Annotated in this window: 18 protein-coding genes and 1 pseudogene; 6 read left to right on the forward strand and 13 right to left on the reverse strand. The window is 51.4% G+C overall.

Annotated features, from left to right (window positions below; all coding sequences use genetic code 11):
• Positions 1-43: 43 nt before the first annotated feature.
• The 3 genes from C8R30_RS04290 to C8R30_RS04300 form a co-directional block, all read right to left on the reverse strand.
• Complete coding sequence (locus C8R30_RS04290; RefSeq protein ID WP_090666741.1) at positions 44-910, reverse strand: alpha/beta fold hydrolase; 867 nt, start codon at positions 908-910, stop codon at positions 44-46.
• A complete protein-coding gene (locus C8R30_RS04295; RefSeq protein WP_090666743.1) occupies positions 911-1282 on the reverse strand; it encodes a thiol-disulfide oxidoreductase DCC family protein in 372 nt (123 codons plus the stop codon).
• A gap of 205 nt (positions 1283-1487) precedes the next feature.
• Entirely contained in the window at positions 1488-2177 is a 690-nt protein-coding gene (locus C8R30_RS04300) for a nuclease-related domain-containing protein (RefSeq protein ID WP_146162676.1), read from the reverse strand.
• Positions 2178-2434: 257 nt separating this feature from the next.
• Here C8R30_RS04300 and C8R30_RS04305 point away from each other — a divergent pair, with 257 nt between their 5' ends.
• Positions 2435-2830, forward strand: coding sequence for a VOC family protein (locus C8R30_RS04305; protein ID WP_090666747.1), 396 nt, complete (start codon positions 2435-2437; stop codon positions 2828-2830).
• Here the strand turns inward: C8R30_RS04305 and C8R30_RS04310 are convergent.
• Entirely contained in the window at positions 2824-3291 is a 468-nt protein-coding gene (locus tag C8R30_RS04310) for a hemerythrin domain-containing protein (RefSeq protein ID WP_090666749.1), read from the reverse strand. The genes C8R30_RS04305 and C8R30_RS04310 overlap by 7 nt on opposite strands.
• 237 nt (positions 3292-3528) lie before the next feature.
• On the opposite strand from C8R30_RS04310, the gene C8R30_RS04315 reads away from it, so the two are divergent.
• The 3 genes from C8R30_RS04315 to C8R30_RS04325 all read left to right on the forward strand — a co-directional run bounded on the left by C8R30_RS04315 (position 3529) and on the right by C8R30_RS04325 (position 7421).
• The gene (locus tag C8R30_RS04315; RefSeq protein ID WP_090666750.1) at positions 3529-4269 is read left to right on the forward strand and encodes a tellurite resistance TerB family protein; all 741 of its coding nucleotides are present in this window, start codon (positions 3529-3531) and stop codon (positions 4267-4269) included.
• A gap of 198 nt (positions 4270-4467) precedes the next feature.
• Positions 4468-6354: a pyruvate kinase gene (locus C8R30_RS04320; protein WP_107789623.1), complete on the forward strand. Its 1887-nt coding sequence runs from the start codon at positions 4468-4470 to the stop codon at positions 6352-6354.
• Between the two features lie 44 nt (positions 6355-6398).
• Entirely contained in the window at positions 6399-7421 is a 1023-nt protein-coding gene (locus C8R30_RS04325; protein ID WP_090666754.1) for a metallophosphoesterase, read from the forward strand.
• A gap of 134 nt (positions 7422-7555) precedes the next feature.
• Here C8R30_RS04325 and C8R30_RS04330 read toward each other — a convergent pair whose 3' ends face one another.
• The 6 genes from C8R30_RS04330 to C8R30_RS04355 form a co-directional block, all read right to left on the reverse strand.
• Complete coding sequence (locus tag C8R30_RS04330; protein WP_090666756.1) at positions 7556-8770, reverse strand: alpha/beta fold hydrolase; 1215 nt, start codon at positions 8768-8770, stop codon at positions 7556-7558.
• Positions 8770-10494, reverse strand: coding sequence for a DNA polymerase/3'-5' exonuclease PolX (gene polX, locus C8R30_RS04335; RefSeq protein ID WP_090666759.1), 1725 nt, complete (start codon positions 10492-10494; stop codon positions 8770-8772). The genes C8R30_RS04330 and polX overlap by 1 nt, the downstream gene beginning before the upstream one ends.
• A gap of 413 nt (positions 10495-10907) precedes the next feature.
• The gene (locus C8R30_RS04340; RefSeq protein WP_181258696.1) at positions 10908-11528 is read right to left on the reverse strand and encodes an MIP/aquaporin family protein; all 621 of its coding nucleotides are present in this window, start codon (positions 11526-11528) and stop codon (positions 10908-10910) included.
• 81 nt (positions 11529-11609) lie between these two features.
• On the reverse strand, positions 11610-11972 hold the full coding sequence (locus tag C8R30_RS04345) for a septal ring lytic transglycosylase RlpA family protein (RefSeq protein ID WP_090666762.1): 363 nt from the start codon (positions 11970-11972) through the stop codon (positions 11610-11612).
• Between the two features lie 122 nt (positions 11973-12094).
• Positions 12095-12880, reverse strand: a complete 786-nt coding sequence (locus C8R30_RS04350; protein WP_107783312.1) for a Mut7-C RNAse domain-containing protein — start codon at positions 12878-12880, stop codon at positions 12095-12097.
• 190 nt (positions 12881-13070) lie between these two features.
• Positions 13071-13853, reverse strand: coding sequence for a hypothetical protein (locus C8R30_RS04355; RefSeq protein ID WP_181258697.1), 783 nt, complete (start codon positions 13851-13853; stop codon positions 13071-13073).
• Between the two features lie 349 nt (positions 13854-14202).
• Here C8R30_RS04355 and C8R30_RS04360 point away from each other — a divergent pair, with 349 nt between their 5' ends.
• A complete protein-coding gene (locus C8R30_RS04360; protein ID WP_107789625.1) occupies positions 14203-15819 on the forward strand; it encodes a Na/Pi cotransporter family protein in 1617 nt (538 codons plus the stop codon).
• A gap of 35 nt (positions 15820-15854) precedes the next feature.
• Positions 15855-16883, forward strand: coding sequence for a DUF21 domain-containing protein (locus C8R30_RS04365; RefSeq protein ID WP_090666768.1), 1029 nt, complete (start codon positions 15855-15857; stop codon positions 16881-16883).
• Between the two features lie 217 nt (positions 16884-17100).
• On the opposite strand, the gene C8R30_RS16630 is transcribed toward C8R30_RS04365, so the two are convergent.
• From C8R30_RS16630 to C8R30_RS04385, 3 genes and pseudogenes are all read right to left on the reverse strand, one after another.
• Positions 17101-17250: a 3TM-type holin gene (locus C8R30_RS16630; protein WP_420812391.1), complete on the reverse strand. Its 150-nt coding sequence runs from the start codon at positions 17248-17250 to the stop codon at positions 17101-17103.
• A 155-nt stretch (positions 17251-17405) separates the two neighbouring features.
• Positions 17406-18863, reverse strand: coding sequence for an ATP-binding protein (locus C8R30_RS04375; RefSeq protein ID WP_090666770.1), 1458 nt, complete (start codon positions 18861-18863; stop codon positions 17406-17408).
• Positions 18864-19357: 494 nt separating this feature from the next.
• Positions 19358-19572: pseudogene (locus C8R30_RS04385) on the reverse strand (ISNCY family transposase); the annotation flags it as partial.
• Positions 19573-19620 lie beyond the last annotated feature (48 nt).

Here is a 19620-nt window from a genome sequence, read left to right on the forward strand (position 1 = left end):
TTGGTAGCGCATGAGTCAAGCAGGCTATAATCAATACGGATATTCAACAGTGATACTTTAATACCCAGCTATCAATCAGTTCGCACAGCTCGTCAGGATGGGTAGCGGGTAGCCAGTGATCCGAATCGATGGTTGCAAACGCCACTTGGGGCAATGTCTGGAGCAGATCCTGGGTGCGTGCTGCGTCGGTAATGCTGCGTCCGCACGATTGGATCACGAGGGCAGGGCAATGTACCTTGGTGATCGGCAGGGGACGTATGATCTCGATGAGATTGCCGAGATACTGCGCGGTGGGAATGACTTTGAGATCATGTTTGGGGGAGCCGTAGTCTTTCAGCATGACTTTTAACTCGGTGGGGCTGGCTTCATGCACGCGGCGATCCAACGTTTGCAGGTCCAGTGTGCCGAGCTGGCGGCGATGCAACCCTAGCCGGTTGAGCTGCTTGATCAGCGTCACGAGCAGTTTCAATATAGGGACAAACGACTTCAGTTTAGCGAGAATGCCAGTGAAAGCCTCACGGGCCATGGGTTCGATCAGAATCAGGCCACTGCAGTACTCGGGATAGCGTGCTGCGAAATTGAGGGCGATGTTGGCGCCTAGGCAATGGCCTACAATAACTGCACGTGGTTGTTGCGCATGTTGCAGCAATTCGGCGATATCTCGGGTCCATTCCTCGATATGCGCCGGGCCGCGCCACATCGATTCGCCATGACCGCGCAGATCGGGGCGAAGCAGGCAATGATCGGCAGCCAAGCGGCTATGGCGGGTGAAATGCCACCAGCGCGTAGAATTACTCGCTGCGCCGTGCAGCAGTAGCAGAGGAGGGGGTTGTTCGTTTTGCGCGGGTGACCATCGCCGGTAAGTGAGTGTGACGCCGTCGCTGGTCAGGAAACATCGTTTTTCGTCCATCTATAGCCGCCCCGTTTTTTTCAAACGCCGCTTGACCATCCAATGATAGAGCGAGGACAGCAGCGGCCGAATGACGGGTAAACCGATCAGCCAGGCAAGTGGCTTGAGCAATGGAACGCGTGACATCAACACGATATAGGCATCCAATTCGGAGACGATGCGCTGCTGTTCATCCTGAACGTGCAGCTCGCTTACCGCCTTGCGCGGATCGATGCCCATCTCCCGCAGCTTGTCTTCCTGGCCAGTGATATCGAACCAACAGACTTCTTCTCCATCTTTGCCGGCCAGTTTTTCGTACTTCTGCCGATCCTTGACGCAACTGGGACAGGCACCATCGTAAAAGACGGTAATTTTTTTCTTTTCCTCGCTCATGTTGGCCCTCCGATGAAAAGCAATCGTTCCGGCGAAACCATGAAAGTTCACGGGGAACGCGTGAAACCACCTGCTTTCATTCTAAAGCAAAACGGCGGGCATAAACTTATTTACAGGCATCTGAATTGAGGCGAGGCTTAGATAATTTTAGAAATCAACTGATTAGATAATTGCTTCGCAAATAGGACGCTTTTTCAGGAATTCGTTAGCTAGCGCTATTAAGCACAATCAGTTCTTGTGTTGCGCGGTTCATGGCGACGTATAACAGACAAGCTTCCTCATCCTGCTTTTCTTCTTCAGCCTGCATGTTGGCATCTGGAATAGCGACCAGTGGGAATTCCAGTCCTTTGCTGCTATGGAAAGTCAACAATTTGACCGTATCCTGCTGCGCGTTAAATTGAATATCATTTTTCCAGCTAAAGGGGATGCCCGCGGTAACCAGGGCGTTTCTGACAGTTTTGCCGACGAGATGCCAGTTTCGATAAAGAATGACCCCATAAGACCATGGGAAAAGGAGTTGGCCCCGCAACTTGCCACTGCTAAACACCAGCTGACAATCTTTTTGGAGGCTATTTGCTACTGCCTGAGCGTATTGGCGAGCTTGTTCAAGCGGATTGGAGCGTTGTTTTACCCCGTCGTAGGTAAGTAAAGTTACCCATGCATTATTGATGGATTGGATCGTATCCAATTTCCAATCCTTGGCTTCCAGAATCAGCAATCTTCGCCTTGGATGCAGCACTATAAAATCGGGATGCCTCATCGATTGGCCAATGGGCACATCATACCAACAGAGATAGTCGTCTTCCAATTTTGCTTCTAATCGCTGAGCGAAACGCTTCTCGCCAGACGTCATGCGTGAAACACAACTCGAGTAACTGGGAATTAAAGTGGCCATTTGTTGAAATTTTAAGTGGTCTTGTTTCTGATAACGGAATCTGCTGCTGTTTTTTTAGGGCGCAGTCTATTGGGCATCCTCGATCCGAAGATGCGGACTGCGGCTACGACGGGTTGCACACTTCATCATTTTTGGTGATTGAGTGATATCCTAAGTGTGAACAGGTGGATTTGAACGGGTGCCGTTTCTCGCATTGTTAGGTAGCAACAATACCCGCTAACGGCAAATTAAATTTCTGGCAAAAAGGAGGCAACAATATGACCATTACGCTTAACCATACCATTGTGCCGTGCTTTGATAAGCAAGCATCCGCGAAACTGTATTGTCGATTATTTGGTTTCGAATATTTGGGTGAGTTTTCGCGTTTTCTCGTGGTGCGCGTGAACGAGACGCTATCTCTCGATTTTGACAGCAGAGAGAAATTTGAATCGCATCACTACGCCTTCAAAGTTTCCGAGCAGGAATTCGATGAGATCTTTGCGCGCTTGCAGGCCGAGGGGCTTAAATATGGCAGCGGCCCCGCTGAAGCCGAGAATATGACGATCAATCATAATTACGGGGGGCGGGGGGTCTATTTTCGCGACCCCAACGGCCATCTGCTCGAGATGTTGACCGCCGATTACGAGATGCCGCCGCAACAAAGTACTCAGTGATTGGCTCCTTGCGCTGTCGTCAGTCGATGGTGGATTTCCCATAACGCCTCTTCGGGCAAAACTTCTTGTAGCAGGGGAAATAGGCGCTGCTCTTCATACCGTATATGCTGGCTGAGTTGATCGGCTAGCGTTTGGCTCGCGACCGCTAGGTTAGCAGCTTGCTCAAGGTCATTTTTTAATTGATCGACAGCGGCGCGGATATCGTCATGCTGCCGCAAGGTTTCGACGATTTCGGGGTGGTCGGCCGTAGTATGGCGTGCGAAGACAGGCAGGAGGATAACTTCTTCCTGGCGGAAATGGGCGCACAGATCATTGCTCCAATATGTAATCGTTTGCATGGCAACCTGACGCAGCGTTTCCTTATCATCGGCATTTTTAGCCGCGATGCGTAAGTTTTTTGCCTGAACGAGTGCGTGATGATGATCGTGAGAGAGGGGATAAAGGCTTTTATGGCGTTTCATGGCAATTCGCTCTTTTGTTTATCGGATACCGTATCATTTTTACAATCTGATCTGGAAAGACGTTTTTTGGTAAATGAATCTGCCAGAATGCAGTATAGTGGTTTTGGCAAGATCTGGTTTGTTGGGAATAGGTGATCGTACGTATTTACCACTTGATCATTGAGTATGTATTGTGGAAGGCAGTTCAAGGAAATCTAATCAGCCCATCGAGGGCGCCATTGAAGGAGGAGTCATCAAATGAGCTATAGCGAGATTATTGGACGAATGTTGAAAACGATGACCGATGAGGGACGTTCAAGGATCGAGCATGTGGCCAATACGCCACAATCGACTACTGATCAAACGGTAAACAAGTGGCTAGGGATAGTTGAAAATTTTCTTCATTCCAAGCAAATGGGAGATGTAACCGGTAAGCAAATAGGCACCATCGGGGCAGTGGCAGGTGCATTGCTTGGGGGCGGATCGGCCGCGATAAAAGGTGCATTGGGGGGAGGGGCGCTCTCAATGCTGGGTGCCTTGGCGGTCAACGCACTCCAAAAAAAGTACCCTCCCCAATCAGCAGGAATTCAAGAAAAAGGGCTAGCTGATTCTTTGCCCAAGGAACAGGTGGAAACCATGGTTTCAGCGGATACGCAAAAACTGATCGTGCGTGCGATGATCAGTGCGGCCAAAGCGGACGGCGCGCTCGACCCGTCAGAAATGAACAAGATCATGGGCAAAGTCGGTGAAGATGGCATTACTGATGAAGAACGTCAGTTTATCCGTGACGAACTCAACCAGCCGATCGATCTGAACAAGCTTGCTTCGAGCATACCAAGTCAGATGGTTGCAGCGCAGGTTTATGCAGCTTCCTTGTTTGCAATCGATATCGATACAGATGAGGAGAAAATCTATATGCGTCAATTGGCGCAAGCGTTGAATCTGGATTCCGATACCGTGAAAAGGCTCCATGAAATGACGGGCGCCCCTATGGTTTGAGGATTGAAGGCGAGTCAATATTCAGGTTAATGATGTAAAAAAGCCCTACAGTGGAACCTACTTGGAACCTATACGGATGCTATCGCTCGATTTGCGGATGGCGTTTATCGGCGGATCAATAATTTTAGTGCTGCAGCTCCTTATGTCATAAGAATGTCACCATGATATGGCAGGGTGACTCGGTTCAGGATACCCGCTATGAATCTACCCCGTCAAACACGCCGTGCCGCCGGTCAAGAAAAACTCAAAGCTTATGCTGCTTTATTGCAGGAATTGGAGGCACTGCAACAAGAATTGATCTCGGCAGAAAATGGATCTGCAGAAATCCTCAGTGCGATCGATGCGCGTCATAAAGCAAGTGCTGCCAACTTGATTCACTATCTCGCGCTACGCCGGAGGGACGTGCGTCCATTGCAGAAAAAATTGGCTGCAGCTGGCTTGTCTTCGATGGGGCGTGCAGAGGCGCATGTATTAAGCAATCTGAACGCGATTATCGTATTGCTGCAGCATGCCCTGAGAAAGCGTGCGCAAGAAGCGCCAATGGATCTGACCCTACCTCCGGTCAGCGGTGCCGGGTTGCTAGAAAGCAACACCAATAATTTGCTGGGTGCGCCACCTGCGAACAGGCGGGTGCGTATCATGGTGACCTTGCCCACTGAAGCTGTCAGCAATTATCCCTTGATCAAGGAAATGTTGCTGGCCGGAATGGATTGCGCACGTATCAATTGCGCGCATGATAACGAAGCCATCTGGTCGAGAATGATCGCGCATATCAAGCAGGCCGCCCGTGAAACGGGACGCCCTTGCCAAATTCTGATGGATCTTGCCGGGCCGAAACTGCGCACTGGAGAAATAGCGTTGGGACCCGGGGTGATAAAATGGCGCCCCCATCGTGATGTTTACGGTAATCTGACTGCACCTGCCCGCATTTGGCTGCACCCGGAAAATAGTTCGCCTGCATTCTCAGTTCAGGCAGATGCATGTCTCCCAGTCAAGCGCGACTGGCTCCAACAACTCAAGCCCGGAGACAAAGTTGAGTTTGCCGATGCAAGAGGTGCCAGCCGTACCCTGAGAATAGTGGAACAAGCGGGGGATGGCTATTGGGCGGAATGCAATAAAACGGCTTATCTCAAGCCAGGTATTCAACTCAGTATAGTGGCAAAAAAGGGGTCTTCGAAAAAATTGCAAGCCGTGCGCGCCTGTGAAATCGGTGCGTTGCCTCGCATTCCCGAGGTCATTAGGTTGCAGCGAGGGGATCATTTGCTTCTGACGCGTGAGTTGAATCCAGGACGGCCCGCCCAACTGGATGCGGACGGACATCTTCTCTATCCTGCCAGTATCGCCTGCCCGATACCCGAAATCTTCAGTTGTGCACAGCCAGGGGAGCGGGTACTTTTTGATGATGGCCGTATCGGTGGCGTCATACGCCGCGTCAATACGGATCATCTATTGATCGAGATTATCCAGGCAAGCGATGCGGGAGAAAAATTACTGGCAGACAAAGGGATCAATCTGCCCGATACCCGGCTGGAGATGGCGGGTTTGACGGCAAGAGACGTCGGGCACTTGGCATTCGTTGTCAAACATGCGGATATCGTGGGACTTTCTTTCGTCCATTATCCTGCTGACATCGCCTTGCTACAAAGCCACCTTACGCAGCTTGGCGGTCAGCATCTTGGCATCGTGATCAAAATTGAGACCCGCACTGCGTTTGAGCAATTACCGGGACTTTTGCTTATGCTGTTACGTTGGCCATCGGTCGGCGTGATGAGCGCACGCGGTGATCTAGCGGTGGAATGTGGTTACGAACGATTGGCCGAAATACAGGAAGAAATCCTATGGTTGTCCGAAGCCGCCCATGTGCCGGTCATTTGGGCGACGCAAGTATTGGAGACACTCGCTAAACGGGGTAACCCAAGCCGCGCCGAAGTGACTGATGCAGCGATGAGCGAGCGGGCCGAATGCGTGATGCTCAATAAAGGTCCGCACATCATTCGCGCAATCGAAATGCTGGATAACATTTTGCAGCGCATGCAAGCGCACCAGCAGAAAAAAAGCGCATTGCTGAGACAGCTACATTGGTAACAAGAAGGTCACTTCTGCTGTTTTCTATTCGTGAGGGAAAAAGAATGCTGCCATCAAAATGGCTAAGTATGTTGCTGTGGTTAACCATGTTGTTTTATTGGGTCGCGCCAGTGCAGTCGAACACAGATCGAGCGATCGATACGGATTCAGGAAAATTTGAATTCGCTTTGATTGGCGACATGCCCTATCGAATTGTCGATTATTGGAAATTCGATAATGTCATCAATGCGATCAATGCCAATGAACGCCTGGAATGGGTGTTGCATGCCGGGGATATCAAGCCGGGCATAGCGCCCTGTTCCGATGCGCTATTGCTTGATCGTCTAGAGCGTTTTCAGCGATTCAAAATACCGTTTATCCTGACACCGGGCGATAATGAATGGACAGACTGCCATCGTGCCGCAGCGGGATCTTATCAACCGCTTGAAAGGCTGGCGCGGCTGCGCGAGCTGTTTTATCCGCAACCTGGTGTCAGTTTAGGGCAGAAGACCATGACTATGGTGAGTCAGGCGAGCGATTCGCAGTATCCGGAATTTGTCGAAAATGTGCGCTGGACTAAAAAACGAGTGCTGTTTGCAACGCTGCATATCGTGGGTAGCAATAATGGACTTGTGCCTTTTGCTTCACGTACGCAGGCAGACGACGATGAAGTGGCGCGACGGATCGCAGCCGTGCTTTCATGGTTACATCAAGCGATTGACGAAGCTGAAGCGATCGAAGCGCGGGGGATATTTCTATTGTTCCAGGCCGATCCCCGCTTCACGGCCGCCAAGGGCAAACCAGCGCGGCATGGATTCGAAGAAATTCTCGAAGCATTCGAACAAGCATCGCTCCGCTTCAGAAAACCTATCGTCCTAGCGCATGGGGATTCACATCGTTTTCTGATCGATAAACCCCTGCAAGTACAGGAGAGCGAGCGCACCCTTGAGCATGTAACCCGCGTGGTAACCTTTGGTGACCGCGATGTGCACTGGTTACGGGTGGTTGTCGATCCGGATGCACCGGAAGTGTTTACCATTCATCCGGAAATCATCGAGCGGAATGTTAGTGGTTATCCGTTGTTTTAGCCGGTTGATAGCGGTCTGCAAGCCGCTGCCACCAAAATTGTCAACGGAATTTGTAGGGTTGGCATGTTCTATTGATGTTTCGGCCTATTTGGCACGATCAGGTTGAGAGCTTGCAGAATTTATTGTGCAGTAGCTCACTGCCGATCGAGTGTCTGCAACCGTTTGTCCAGCCACTGCGCGATATTTTGCAGAATTGCATCCCGTAATGGCCGCGATGAGAACAGGTGCTCGTGATGACTCAGCTCAGGCAGAGGTAATAATGCGTTGTCTGGATGGTTCTGCAAGGTAGCGCGCGCGAAATCTTCGCTCCCCCAGGCGGGGGTGATCGGGTCTTGCCCTGAGTAAATCAGATAATAAGGCAGCGCAAATTGTCCCATACGCTGGCGGAAGGTGACGATTTCTGACTCGATTCCTTTGACATAGCGCAGCAGATTACGTCGGATGAACCAGCCATCTGCGCGGATACGGGCCCTTTCTGCTGTACTGTCGGTGAGATAATCCACAACCCAGTCCGGCGCGACTGGCGTGGCAAGTATTCGGATACCTGGCCAGGATAAGACTTCAAATAAACCATCGAGCAACGGTACTGTTAGGAGAGAGACGAACTGATTGATGAGTAACAGCGGCCAAGGCTCGTTCTGCGGATTCAGGAAATGTTCTTCGGCGTGAAACGAGAGCTTGATGATGGGATTGGCCAACCAGCCCTGCCAGCCCGGTACTTCGGTTACGGAGAAGCCCGGTCCGAGCAAAACAACCCCTTGCACACGCATCGCCAGGTCACGCTCATATCGGTCCGATAGCAAATAAGAGGCCGTGACGAGTGCCCCAAGACTATGGGCAACGATGAAGACAGGTTTGCCGGGCTCGTTGTGCTGGTCACACAGGGTGACGAAGCGATTCAACGCCTGATGCAAGCTTTGCCGCATCGGCTCCAGATCGTATAATTCGGTTTGCGCCAGATAGGCCTGGCCGACCTCCTGTCTGGCAGCGCCGGCAATGAGCGCCTGATCAGCCTGCTGTAAAATCGGATTGGATAGGCCGTGTGCATAAAGATCAAAACCTGCCACGATGAAACGTTCAGCAAAATAGTGGGCAATTTCAGCGTAACGCCCAATGTATTCGTTCATGCCGTGGACAAGCAACATGCATGCTGACGCAGACGAAGGTTCGGCAGGTTGCATAATGCGCAAAATCAGGGGAATGCCGTTCTCTGCCTGTTCGATGGGGATTTCCTCGCCCCAACGGGGATAGGGCTGCGTGACGTACTGGCGATGGATACAGCCAGAAAGCATGACCAACAGTAAAAAGAGCAAGGCCAGTTTGGTGGCCGTTTTCTCGTAACTTGCCATTACATCGTCTGCTTGAGAAGTGGTCTGAGTGCTTTCAATGAGCGTGTGTTCAGGACATCCGATTTCTCCAGCCAACCGCGACGCGCCTGCCCGATACCAAAACGCAGGTTATCGAAATCCAGCACACTATGGGCATCCGAATCGATACAGATCAGTACGCCTTCTGCCTTGGCCGCTTGGCAATAGGTATCGAGCAGATCCAGCCGGTCGGGGGTGGCATTGAGCTCCAGATAGCAGCCGCGCGCTTTTGCTTGGCGGATGATGCGCATCATATCGATATCGTAGGGTTCACGCTTGGCGATCAGCCGCCCGCTGGGGTGGGCCAGCAGAGTAAAATGGGGATGCTCCATCGCTTTCAAGATGCGCTCGGTCTGCCGGGCGCGGGAAAGCCCGAAATGACTATGGACCGCACCGATCACCAGATCCAGTTTTCCCAATATCCAGTCTGGCAGATCCAGACTGCCGTCTTCCAGAATATCGACTTCGATTCCCTTAAGTAGGGTAATGCCTTCGAGTTGCGCGTTGAGCCGGTCGATTTCATCGATTTGCTTGGCAAGTTGTACCGAATCGAGGCCACGTGCGATGGTGAGCCGGCTTGAATGCTCGGTAACGGCCAGATATTCGAAGCCCCGCTGTTTTGCGGCTTGGGCCATTTCTTTCAGGGTGGCATGACCATCGCTCGCTTTGCTGTGCGTATGCAAGTCGCCTTTTAGGTCGCTCAATTCGATGAGTTTGGGTAAACAACCCTTCCGGGCTGCCTCGATTTCTCCCCTATTTTCCCGCAGTTCCGGTGGAATGAATGGCAATCCTACGGCTTGATAGACCGATTCTTCCGTTTCACCCGCAATGCGTGTCTGGTCTTTGAATACACCATATTCATTGATTTTGAGTCTTTTTTCCTGGCCCAAACGGCGAATGGCGATGTTATGGGCTTTGCTGCCGGTGAAATAATGCAGCGCTGCACCGTAGCTCTCAGGAGCGACCACGCGTGCATCCACTTGCAATTTACACTTGAGAATGACGCTGCTGCGCGTTGGGCCGTGAGAAAGGATTTCCGCTATTTCATCATAGCCGCAAAAACGCACCATGACTGGGCTGTGCTCGGTCGCCGTGATCAGGATGTCGATATCCCCGACGGTCTCCCGTGCGCGCCGATAACTGCCTGCCACGACAACCTGCTGCACGCCGGGTACTGTGCGCAGCCAAGCTGCGAGCGGTTCGGCATACTGAGCAGCGATAGCCAGTTTGAACCGGCTGGTGTTGCTGGCGTGTATTGCCAACGCATCGGCGATGCGCATCTCGGTTTTTTCACCGAAACCGGGCAGGGCCTGGATACGGTGATCGCGTACCGCGCGTTGCAATTGTTCCATAGTCTGGATATCCAGTTCGTGGTACAGCGCGCTGACACGCTTGGGCCCGAGCCCGGGAATTGCTAGCAACTCCGTGATGGTGGGTGGCAACTGCTTGTGCAGCTTATCCAGCATGGCGCAATGGCCAGTTTCGACGATTTCCTTGATCTTGTGAGCGAGATCGTCGCCAATACCGGGTAGCCTGGTCAAATCCTCACCTTTCTCCACCATCGCACGCACGTCTTTGCCGAGTTCTTGCAAGATTCGAGCCGCATTGCGGTAGGCGCGCACACGAAAGACGTTGGCGCTCTCGATTTCCAACAAATCGGCAATCTCTTCGAAGATAGCGGCGATATCGGCGTTGTGGATAGGCATAACGACTCCTTTATCTGGAATAGGAGCAAGGACGATTGTTCATGATAAATCGTCAATTGCGTCTATGATCATATGGGCAATTGAACCTAGATTCAGTTGATTGCTAATTCTGGCGCTAACATTATGAATATTCTAGCTTTGCAACAATTTTCACCTCCACCTTTCGGGTTGTCAACGCTACGATGCAGACTGCGCGATTTTATGGGTGCATGATTGCGTTGCAACGCCTTGGAATAGCGTGACTATTCCGCGTCGTTGCGCCTTGTCCTGCACCCCTAAAACCGCACATTCCGTCCTGTCCAACCGAATCTAGGTTGAAGGTTTTGACCAGTGCAGCGGGACATGGCAAGAACGAAACGGACAAATAACTTTTGGCCGTGATGGTTATGCAGCGCTTCGTTCAAGAGTGACTGCTATTTGTCGTCGGGATTGAGCAGGTTGAAAACGACCGCAGCGACTGCGCCGCCAGCGAAATCTGCCGCCAGATGTATCCAGATATCACTCCAGTGCAAAAGCCCCATGAACGGTACGCTGAGTGCAACGGCTGGATTGAATGCGCCTCCGGAGATTCCGCCTACTGCAAAAGCTCCAACCATCACGACAAAACCAATAGCCAAGCCGTAATAGGAATTGCCGCTGGTTCCTTTTGCTGTGGCTACATTGAGAACGACATAGGCGAGCGCGAAGGTAAATAAAAACTCTGCAATCAACGATTTGGTGACATCGAGTGTACCCGCAGTGCCTGTACCGACCAGAAATTTTGCCACAAAGGCTGCAGCAACCGCTCCCAACACCTGAGCGATCATATAAAGTGGGGTCTCGGCTATCGAACAGCGGCCACGCAGCATGACTGCCAGAGTCACCGCGGGGTTATAGTGTGCTCCCGAGATATGGCCGCCGGCATACACCATGACCATCAGCACCGAGCCAATCGTGAGCGGTGCGGCGATTGCTGCATTTCCCGGAATGACGGTGAGGCCAATGGTAAGAACCAAGAAAAAAGTACCAATAAACTCAACGATATACTTATTCATGATGATGCACTCCTTTAAGGATCTCGAAATTCAGTGGCGCCGCTCTGTATGAAGGTGAAAAGTACAGTTCGATTGGAGAATTTAATCTACGACTTCGAGGCGGACGTGGGCGCGACCTTGTTTTACAAATCCCAGCTCTTCTGCTGCGCGTTTGGAAACATCAATAATATTGCTGTTGCGAGTGGGCATGCGATCGTTTATCTTGACGACCACACTTTGATCGTTATCTAAGTTAGTGACTTTGACACGTGTTCCAAAAGGATGCTTTTTATGGGCTGCTGTCAGTTTTCTTTGGTCAAAAATTTCTTTGCTGGCAGTTTTCTTGCCTTGAAATAGGTTGCTGTAATGAACGGCATATCCTGTTTCTGCCGATACACTGCTTGAACCTAACACCATAAAACTGATTGCTGCTATGAGAGACATTGAAATAAGGTCTTTTTTCATTTGGACAGCGCCTTTTGGTGAGATAGAGGAGATTTTGTCCTATTTAAGGATAGGACAATTTCATTCTAGGGTTTGAGAACAATTAAGACAATAAGCTTCTTAAGTTTTAATTGGCTAACGGTTCAATTAAGGTTGCCGGTTTGAAAAATTGAGACCTTATCCGTATTCAGCACGTCAGCGAAGCGCCGTCGGATATGTTCCAGGTGCGATCCTTCCCAATAGATCCGCTGGCAGTGGAGGCAGCGACGGAAACGTTGGTAGTAAAGCTTGGTTTTAGGCTCGAGGCGATCCAAAATAGCCGTTTTGTCGACCGGGGCTAGCATCCCGTTACACACAATGCAACGCACGAAGGGGTGGGCAGATTGGCACAAATTGTAACGCTGCGCCACTTCCTTGACCTGACTTTCCACATGAACCGCCCTCACCCAATAACCATGTTGGATTTGTTTGGCATAGAGCAGGCGGCGGTCACGGGTCAGTACGATGCGTTGCTCATTTACGGCGATCTTTACGATATCCGGATCATGGTAATGGTTGCAGTAAAGGCTGTCGAAACCCAATAACCGCATGAATTTGGCAAGCTTGCCCAGGTTGACATCCAGGATAAAACGAGGCTCGGATGGGATCGGGGCGCGTAATGGGGGTAAAGTCGCGATATCTAGGCTCGTGAAAAAGGGATAAACCGAGACACGATCATTCGCTTGGAGCTGATAGCCGAATCCTACCGGCTGACCATTGACGATGATCAGTGCGACTTCGGTATGAGGGACGCCGAAGGCCTCGATTGGATCTTTAATGCCGGGGTGTCCGTTGAAGCGATAGCATAACGTTTGCTGCCGCCGCTCCAGGGGGAGGAAATCATTCAGCTCGGCGTAAAAGCGAAATGCTGCAGTATTGCCTGATCGCATGGCTTTAATTGACAATTCTACTATTTGTGGCGCTACCCTTTCTGTGTGCGCTTAGGTAGCTGCTAATATGATGGGGATATCGGCTGAAGACGGGCATTCGACAGGCTGAGGATCAGCAATCGATTCCGTTCATGGGGGTGTGACGTACCATGAACGTAATCAACTGGTTGCCGCAACAATTCCGTTTGCATCAATCACAACGACCCAGATTAGTGGCTGGATTGGCTAATTCAAATACTAGATTGCCATTGCGTGAGAGCTCGGGCGCAAAGCGCAAGGTGGCCCAGTAAACCTCCACTCCGCTCGGCGTGATGACGCTGACTCTGGGAATATGCAAGTTGGTATCTTCTGCCACAGAAGGGTGTGACTGATTGCATTTGTCCCGAGGGGGTGTTGTTGTGACATGACCAGACAGTTGTCTGCATTGATCTTCCTTGCTGCCTTGCACGATGTTGCCACCACCGACGGGGGCAGGGGTGTTTTCTTTACATTGTAAGTTGCCGTCGATGGTATTTCCTTCGATTTCTACACCTCCCGTATTCTGGACGACTTGAACATTGCCGCCGACGGTGCTGCGCAATACCTGGAGCAGGCTTATGTTACTATCATACTGGATGTCGCTGTCGATAAAACTATCGCTGACATTGGCGCCACCCCCCTGTTTCACTTGTACTGATCCGCCTATGCGAGAGCCATTCAGAATATTGACCTGCGAGGCATTCTCGGCTTGAACATTGCCTACTACGATGATTTTTTCCGCATTGAGCGTTGCGTTGGCTTCCACCGTGATCGTGCCCATCACTCGCGTACCATTGAGGTTGCAGTCCGAATTAGCAGGAACCAGTAGATTGTCGACGGTTGTGTTACTCAGAAAACCTGGACAGGTGATTTCTTCGGCCATGATAGATACGGGCATGAGCAAACACAGCGAGGTGCCTAAGGCAATGCGATTGAGAAGAGTCGTTAACTTCATGGCTAACCTCCGGTAATTATAAAATGAACAAGGCTTCAGTATGCTGATTTATAGAGCGAGAAATCAACCGTTAATTCAATCGTGAAGCGGTGCATGGTAATGATCTCGGTTGCTCATAGGGCAGTGAACGAGTCTGCTGCTAAAATAACGGGTTTCCATCATGAAGCATCCGAGTAGCGGAATGCTAAGCATCACAGCAATGATGGATCGATGGGTTGACCGCGCCGTAATGCCATTACTTGCCAAATGCAGGGTACAAAATGAAAAAAACAAGAAGAAAAGGAGAGATCGAACGTATGCTGCATTACACAGTAACAAAATTTACCTTTTTATTTGAGGCCAGTCGACCATGACCGCCCTGTTTTTCCAATTATTTGGAGGAATCGGTCTGTTTTTAATGGGCATGGTATTGCTGACCGATGGGCTCAAGGCAGTTGCGGGCGATGCATTGCGCGGTGCGCTGGTTCGCTTCACTGGCACGCCCTATAAGGCTTTCGTGTCAGGTGCCTTGGTCACGTTGATGGTGCAATCATCGACCGCGACAACAGTCACGCTAATTGGCTTCGTAAGCGCTGGCTTACTGACTTTCCCGCAAGCAGTGGGTGTAGTGCTAGGCGCGAGTCTGGGAACGACCGGGACGGGGTGGATGGTATCAATGTTGGGGTTGAAAGTCAGCTTGGGTTTCTACGCTTTGCCGCTGGTCGGGATCGGCGCATTGCTGCGCTTGCTGACTCATGGCCGTTGGCGGTCGTCGGGGCTCGCGCTCGCGGGTTTTGGCTTGATATTCGTAGGCATTGATCATTTGCAAAATGGCATGCAAGTATTGGCGGGTGCCTTCGATTTGACGGCATTACCCTCGACGGGCGTGATCGGTCATCTGATAGCGACGGTTATTGGCGTGTTCATGACGGTCGTCATGCAGTCTTCGAGTGCAGCGGTTGCGACAACACTGACGGCCCTGCACGCCAATGTGATTAATTTTGAGCAGGCCGCCTCCCTGGTGATAGGCGCGGCGATCGGGACGACAATTACCGGTGCGTTGGTCGCCATCGGCGGCAGCGTTTCCGCCAAGTGCACTGCACTGGCTCATATTGTTTTTAATCTCACCACAGGAGTATTTGCCTTAGCATTGTTGCCGGTTTTACTGGGGGGGTTAGCGCTGGCGCAGCAACAGCTGGGGCTGGATGCCGGGCCGGTAAGCTTGGCTGTTTTTCATACGACGTTCATTGCCTTGGGTGTGATGATCTTTTTACCGTTCAGCCGGCCCTATGCACGGTGGATTGAGCGGTGGTTGCCCGAGCGGGGGGCGCGACTTGCGCGTCATTTAGACGACACTTTATTGCAAGCGCCGGCAGTAGCGCTGGAGTCGGCGCGGCGCACCTTGGTTAACACGGCACTTGAAATAATCGATCAACTGAATAAGTTGCTCAGTAGTGCTGTGGCTCGAGTTAGTGAGCAAGAACGGATGGAAATCAAGGAGGCGCTAGACAAAACACAGCGTTTTTTTGCAAAAATTCCACCCATTGCCGATGATGAACCCTTGTCTCATTCGCGCATCGCTCAGTTACATGCAATTGATCATCTGATGCGTTTGTATACTCGCCTGGGTTTAAACACGACCACACGCAATGTGCTGGCACAGCCTCCCTTGCAAGGGGCGTTGAAGCAATGTCAAGAAACATTGGAGTTGGCGCGGCAGGGACTGCTTGGCAGGGCTTCTGAAAATTGGTTGGTTCAATTGGAACACCAGGCGCAGATGCTCGCTGAGTTGCGGCGTAATGAGCGCCTAGCCATCCTGCGCCAGACAGCGGGGGGAAATCGGACGCCATTCGATGCGCTGCAAGCCTTGGATGCGATTCGCTGGTTGGAGCGCGTGATCTACCATACCTGGCGGCTAAGCCATTATTTGGCAGGAAACGGCAGCGAAAACGGGGCGATTGAAGCAGCCGATCAGTTGGATGCATGAGAACTTCCTCATCATTGTGCGTCGTGGAGTAGGGCATGAGTGAATTGTTCGTGTGGTTTGGTATCGTGGTTTGTCTTAGCCAATCGGCGGTATTTTCCGGGTTGAACCTGGCCATTTTCAGCTTGAGTCGGTTACAGCTGGAGGCTGTAGCGCAAAACGGGGACGTGGGTGCCCAACGCATTCTGGCGTTACGGCAGGACGCGAATTTGACGCTGACGACGATTTTATGGGGCAATGTTGCGATCAATGTTTTGCTAACCTTGCTGGCAGACTCAGTGTTGACGGGCCTGAGCGCGTTCCTGTTTTCCACGATTGTGATTACGTTTGCAGGTGAAATCGCACCACAAGCCTATTTCTCGCGGCATGCACTATCGGTAGCGGCACGGCTTGTACCGTTGCTGCATTTTTATCGTCTGCTGCTATGGCCAGTGGCATGGCCTTCGAGCAAACTGCTTGACGCATGGATTGGTCCTGAAGGGATTCCCTGGCTGCGAGAACATGAGCTCAGCCAGATATTGGAACAACACGCGCGTAGCGTGGGCACTGAGATCAGTCATGTCGAAGCCGTCGGCGCTATCAATTTTCTGGCGCTGGATGATCTGCCGGTGGGGCAGGAAGGAGAATTACTGGACCCACTAAGCGTGTTTCGTCTGGTATTCCACAATGGTCGGCCAGTTTTTCCGGAGATCAAGCGCAGTGTGGATGACCCTTTTTTGCGTCAGATTGCAGCCTCTGGCAAAAAATGGATCGTGTTGGTGGATGAAGCCGATGAACCTCGTTTGGTAGCGAGTGCCGCTGTATTGTTGCGAGCTGCGTTATTTGACAAGGGTCCTTTCGAGCCTTTCCACTGGTGCCACCGCCCTTTAGTAGTGCGTGACCCGAATTTGCCGCTGGGACAAACATTGACGCGGCTGATAGTGCGTCCGGAGCGGCCAGGTGATGATGTCATCGATGAAGATTTGATCCTGGTCTGGGGTAAGGACAAGCAGCGCATCATTACCGGCTCTGATCTATTGGGGCGATTACTTCGTCGGATTGCGCGGCAGGTGCCAGCCTCTAATTAATACGCATAACGTATGGCCGATAAAGTCTGGCATTCGAGAATTAGAAGTCAGTAATGGCTATATACTTTGTTAGCTTCTTCTAAGTATTTGTACTTATTGTGGTAATAAAAAAGTTGGGAAGCAATGGCGTTGGGTCAATAAGCCTATTCGGATGACCAAATCAATGAAATGCAAACGCGTTGATTAGGTAATCAATGCTTGGGATGCTTTGGCGAGGTTAGCACAGCAAAATTACCCCGTAGATCACATACAGAAAAGCTGGTCTTTCCCATCTCGTCCACAGTTCAGTAGAGCTAGCTTCAGCTAAAATAGCAGACAAATTTGTTTGCATTTCCTGCAGTGCTTGCTGCTCTTCAGCTTGAAGCAGCGTGCGTTCGCCTTCTCACGCTTAGCCAAATTTGGAATCAATTAGCCAATTAAACGGACGGCCGGCCTCAATCAATCCCGGCGCTAAAGTCGTTAGAACTGGAATCATACGATACCTTCCACAAATTCTGCCATCCGGTTATTGCGGGATCAAGCTCATTCGGTGCCCACTGGTAGCTCAGTGGCACCCATCCAGTAGCATAGTAGTGGCGCGGGGATGCGCATAATTTGAGTTGGAGCCTGGCCGCTACCGCGAGCAGGCTGCGGGGCGGTCATCAGGCCGAAGTCATCAAGCGATTTGGTGACAACATAGCCGCGCGAGATGCGTTTGCTTTCGCACAATTCAATCAGGCCTTTGAGTTCACGTACACCAGTATGCTGGGCGCGATATTTCACTTCGAAGGGAATGATTTCACCGTCTACTTCAGCTACGAGGTCTACCTCGTGATCTTTTTTTTCACGCCAGTAGGAAAAGCGCACGTTTTGTGCGTAATAGCGTGCAAACAGGTGTTTAAACACAGCGGTTTCAGTGGCTACGCCGAGCGCGGTTGCATCTTCCAGGATGGCTTTGCCCTTAAGCATGACGGCTGGAGCAATGGCGGCGTCGGCCAAGTAGATCTTGAAGCGCGCGCGCAGCACGTCCTTGCCATAGCCGAAGGGGGGTAGGCGGTAGATGAGATGCGTTGCCTCCAGTAGTTCGATGAAACTCTGTGCTGTGGGACGTTTGACCTCCAGGTTGGCACACAGGTCTACCATGTCGAGCAGGCCACCATCGTGCATACATAGGTAAAGGAAGGTGTGCTCGAGGTCCAGTACGCGGCGAACGCCGAACAGTGCAGTCATGTCACGCTTGAGAACCTTGTCGATGATATCTTCGCGCAGCAGACGCTGTGCCTGGGTAATGCTGTCTGTCTGCGCGGTCTGCGGAAAGCCGCCGCGCACTAAGTATTCATGGAAATGACCAACATAGGTACTGGCGGCCTCGGCAATTCGGTAGAAGTCGGTCTGTGGCCATTCAAATAGATTTTTCAGGCTGCGAAGCTTGGGTAGGGCGGGGAGTGATAGATTCTTGATCTGTAGGTATTCGTAGAATGTTAGAGTGGTCAGGCGGATGGTGTGCCAACGACCGACCCCGGATTCCTGGCCAGCTTCCACCAAAGGCATCGCGGAGCCAGTGAAAGTAATGCGCCGTTCCTTGCAGAAATCAACCTGATGCTTGACCCATGTGCCCCAGTCGCGTATGAACTGAGCCTCGTCCAAGAATAAGTACTCCACCCCCTCGACCTTAGGCTCGCGCTCGCGCCATGCGTCGAGTACGGCGTCGATGGATGCGAGCTTGAGAATGGGGTGATCGAACGTGGCGTAAAGGATGTTGGCGGTAGGTATACCAGCTCTCAGCAGCACATCCACCGCTTGCAGCATCAGTGTCGTTTTACCAATCTGGCGGGCGCCGGAGAGCAGCACGGCACGAGGCGCCGGCGGCGCAATGATCCAGGTATGAAGCTCACGAAATGCGGCTCGCCGCCACTTAGGGAGGTCGGCAATGGCTTCGTCACGCCACCAGGGGTTGAACTGGGCGAGAACAGCGACGAGTTCTTCCTTAGATACTTTCATGTAGTGTATTTTAATTGAATACTATATTTTATGAAAGTACACTTTAACAAAATAAGTATTATAAGAATTTTATGCCGTTTCCGGGCTCGTTTATGCTTGGTTCGTTGATAGAACAATGCGATCATAGGTATATCGTTAATCGCACTGCTGCTATCCACATAAAATTGGAATGACTGCAGCAACTTGCTAACGGCCATTTTTGACATCATTCTGAAGGCATCCAGTGGGTCATGTGGGCGATCACGACTGCGTCGAGGCGGTGAGGGTGAACACACAAAACGGATGTATTCTGGGTAGGAATGATATCTATCGGCATCGGGCACCCGTTATGGAGTTGATAGCGTCTGCCCCCAGACCCCGGCTGGTTTGACGTTATGGGCCTCGCGTGAAGAAGCGTTGGGAGTCGTTTTCTGTTGTCAGGTCAACAGCTTGCTTGTTGGGTCTCCGCCACTTATCAAAAACCCGTGCCGCGGTATAGCCGTGCTACCCAGCGCCTACCGCTGATTGTTCACAATCAGGAGGATTTTTCCGTCAGCTGGAGAGTCTGAGCTGCTTGTGGGCATTTTAAATTACGTTTTATAGCTTTGCGTTCCCGCTCCACATCCTGCCGCTACAGAATATCACCTATTTGGCGGATGTTTCTGGAGACGATAGCCCGCTCGACATAACATTTAAAATCTTCAATGCCATGATCTGGCCATTTATCTAAACGAATTTAGTCAAGCTATAGGACTGCCTTTCAAGCCTTTTTCATGGG

Origin of the sequence: Nitrosomonas nitrosa, from assembly GCF_003051105.1 — a bacterium.
In the GTDB taxonomy this organism is placed as follows: Bacteria; Pseudomonadota; Gammaproteobacteria; order Burkholderiales; family Nitrosomonadaceae; genus Nitrosomonas; species Nitrosomonas nitrosa.

Excerpts from the sequence above, each read along its gene's own strand:
- C8R30_RS04290 (WP_090666741.1), bottom strand. The coding sequence starts at position 910 with ATGGACGAAAAACGATGTTTCCTGACCAGCGACGGCGTCACACTCACT.
- C8R30_RS04295 (WP_090666743.1), bottom strand. The coding sequence starts at position 1,282 with ATGAGCGAGGAAAAGAAAAAAATTACCGTCTTTTACGATGGTGCCTGT.
- C8R30_RS04300 (WP_146162676.1), bottom strand. The coding sequence starts at position 2,177 with ATGGCCACTTTAATTCCCAGTTACTCGAGTTGTGTTTCACGCATGACG.
- C8R30_RS04305 (WP_090666747.1), top strand. The coding sequence starts at position 2,435 with ATGACCATTACGCTTAACCATACCATTGTGCCGTGCTTTGATAAGCAA.
- C8R30_RS04310 (WP_090666749.1), bottom strand. The coding sequence starts at position 3,291 with ATGAAACGCCATAAAAGCCTTTATCCCCTCTCTCACGATCATCATCAC.
- C8R30_RS04315 (WP_090666750.1), top strand. The coding sequence starts at position 3,529 with ATGAGCTATAGCGAGATTATTGGACGAATGTTGAAAACGATGACCGAT.
- C8R30_RS04320 (WP_107789623.1), top strand. The coding sequence starts at position 4,468 with ATGAATCTACCCCGTCAAACACGCCGTGCCGCCGGTCAAGAAAAACTC.
- C8R30_RS04325 (WP_090666754.1), top strand. The coding sequence starts at position 6,399 with ATGCTGCCATCAAAATGGCTAAGTATGTTGCTGTGGTTAACCATGTTG.
- C8R30_RS04330 (WP_090666756.1), bottom strand. The coding sequence starts at position 8,770 with ATGGCAAGTTACGAGAAAACGGCCACCAAACTGGCCTTGCTCTTTTTA.
- polX (WP_090666759.1), bottom strand. The coding sequence starts at position 10,494 with ATGCCTATCCACAACGCCGATATCGCCGCTATCTTCGAAGAGATTGCC.
- C8R30_RS04340 (WP_181258696.1), bottom strand. The coding sequence starts at position 11,528 with ATGAATAAGTATATCGTTGAGTTTATTGGTACTTTTTTCTTGGTTCTT.
- C8R30_RS04345 (WP_090666762.1), bottom strand. The coding sequence starts at position 11,972 with ATGAAAAAAGACCTTATTTCAATGTCTCTCATAGCAGCAATCAGTTTT.
- C8R30_RS04350 (WP_107783312.1), bottom strand. The coding sequence starts at position 12,880 with ATGCGATCAGGCAATACTGCAGCATTTCGCTTTTACGCCGAGCTGAAT.
- C8R30_RS04355 (WP_181258697.1), bottom strand. The coding sequence starts at position 13,853 with ATGAAGTTAACGACTCTTCTCAATCGCATTGCCTTAGGCACCTCGCTG.
- C8R30_RS04360 (WP_107789625.1), top strand. The coding sequence starts at position 14,203 with ATGACCGCCCTGTTTTTCCAATTATTTGGAGGAATCGGTCTGTTTTTA.
- C8R30_RS04365 (WP_090666768.1), top strand. The coding sequence starts at position 15,855 with ATGAGTGAATTGTTCGTGTGGTTTGGTATCGTGGTTTGTCTTAGCCAA.
- C8R30_RS04375 (WP_090666770.1), bottom strand. The coding sequence starts at position 18,863 with ATGAAAGTATCTAAGGAAGAACTCGTCGCTGTTCTCGCCCAGTTCAAC.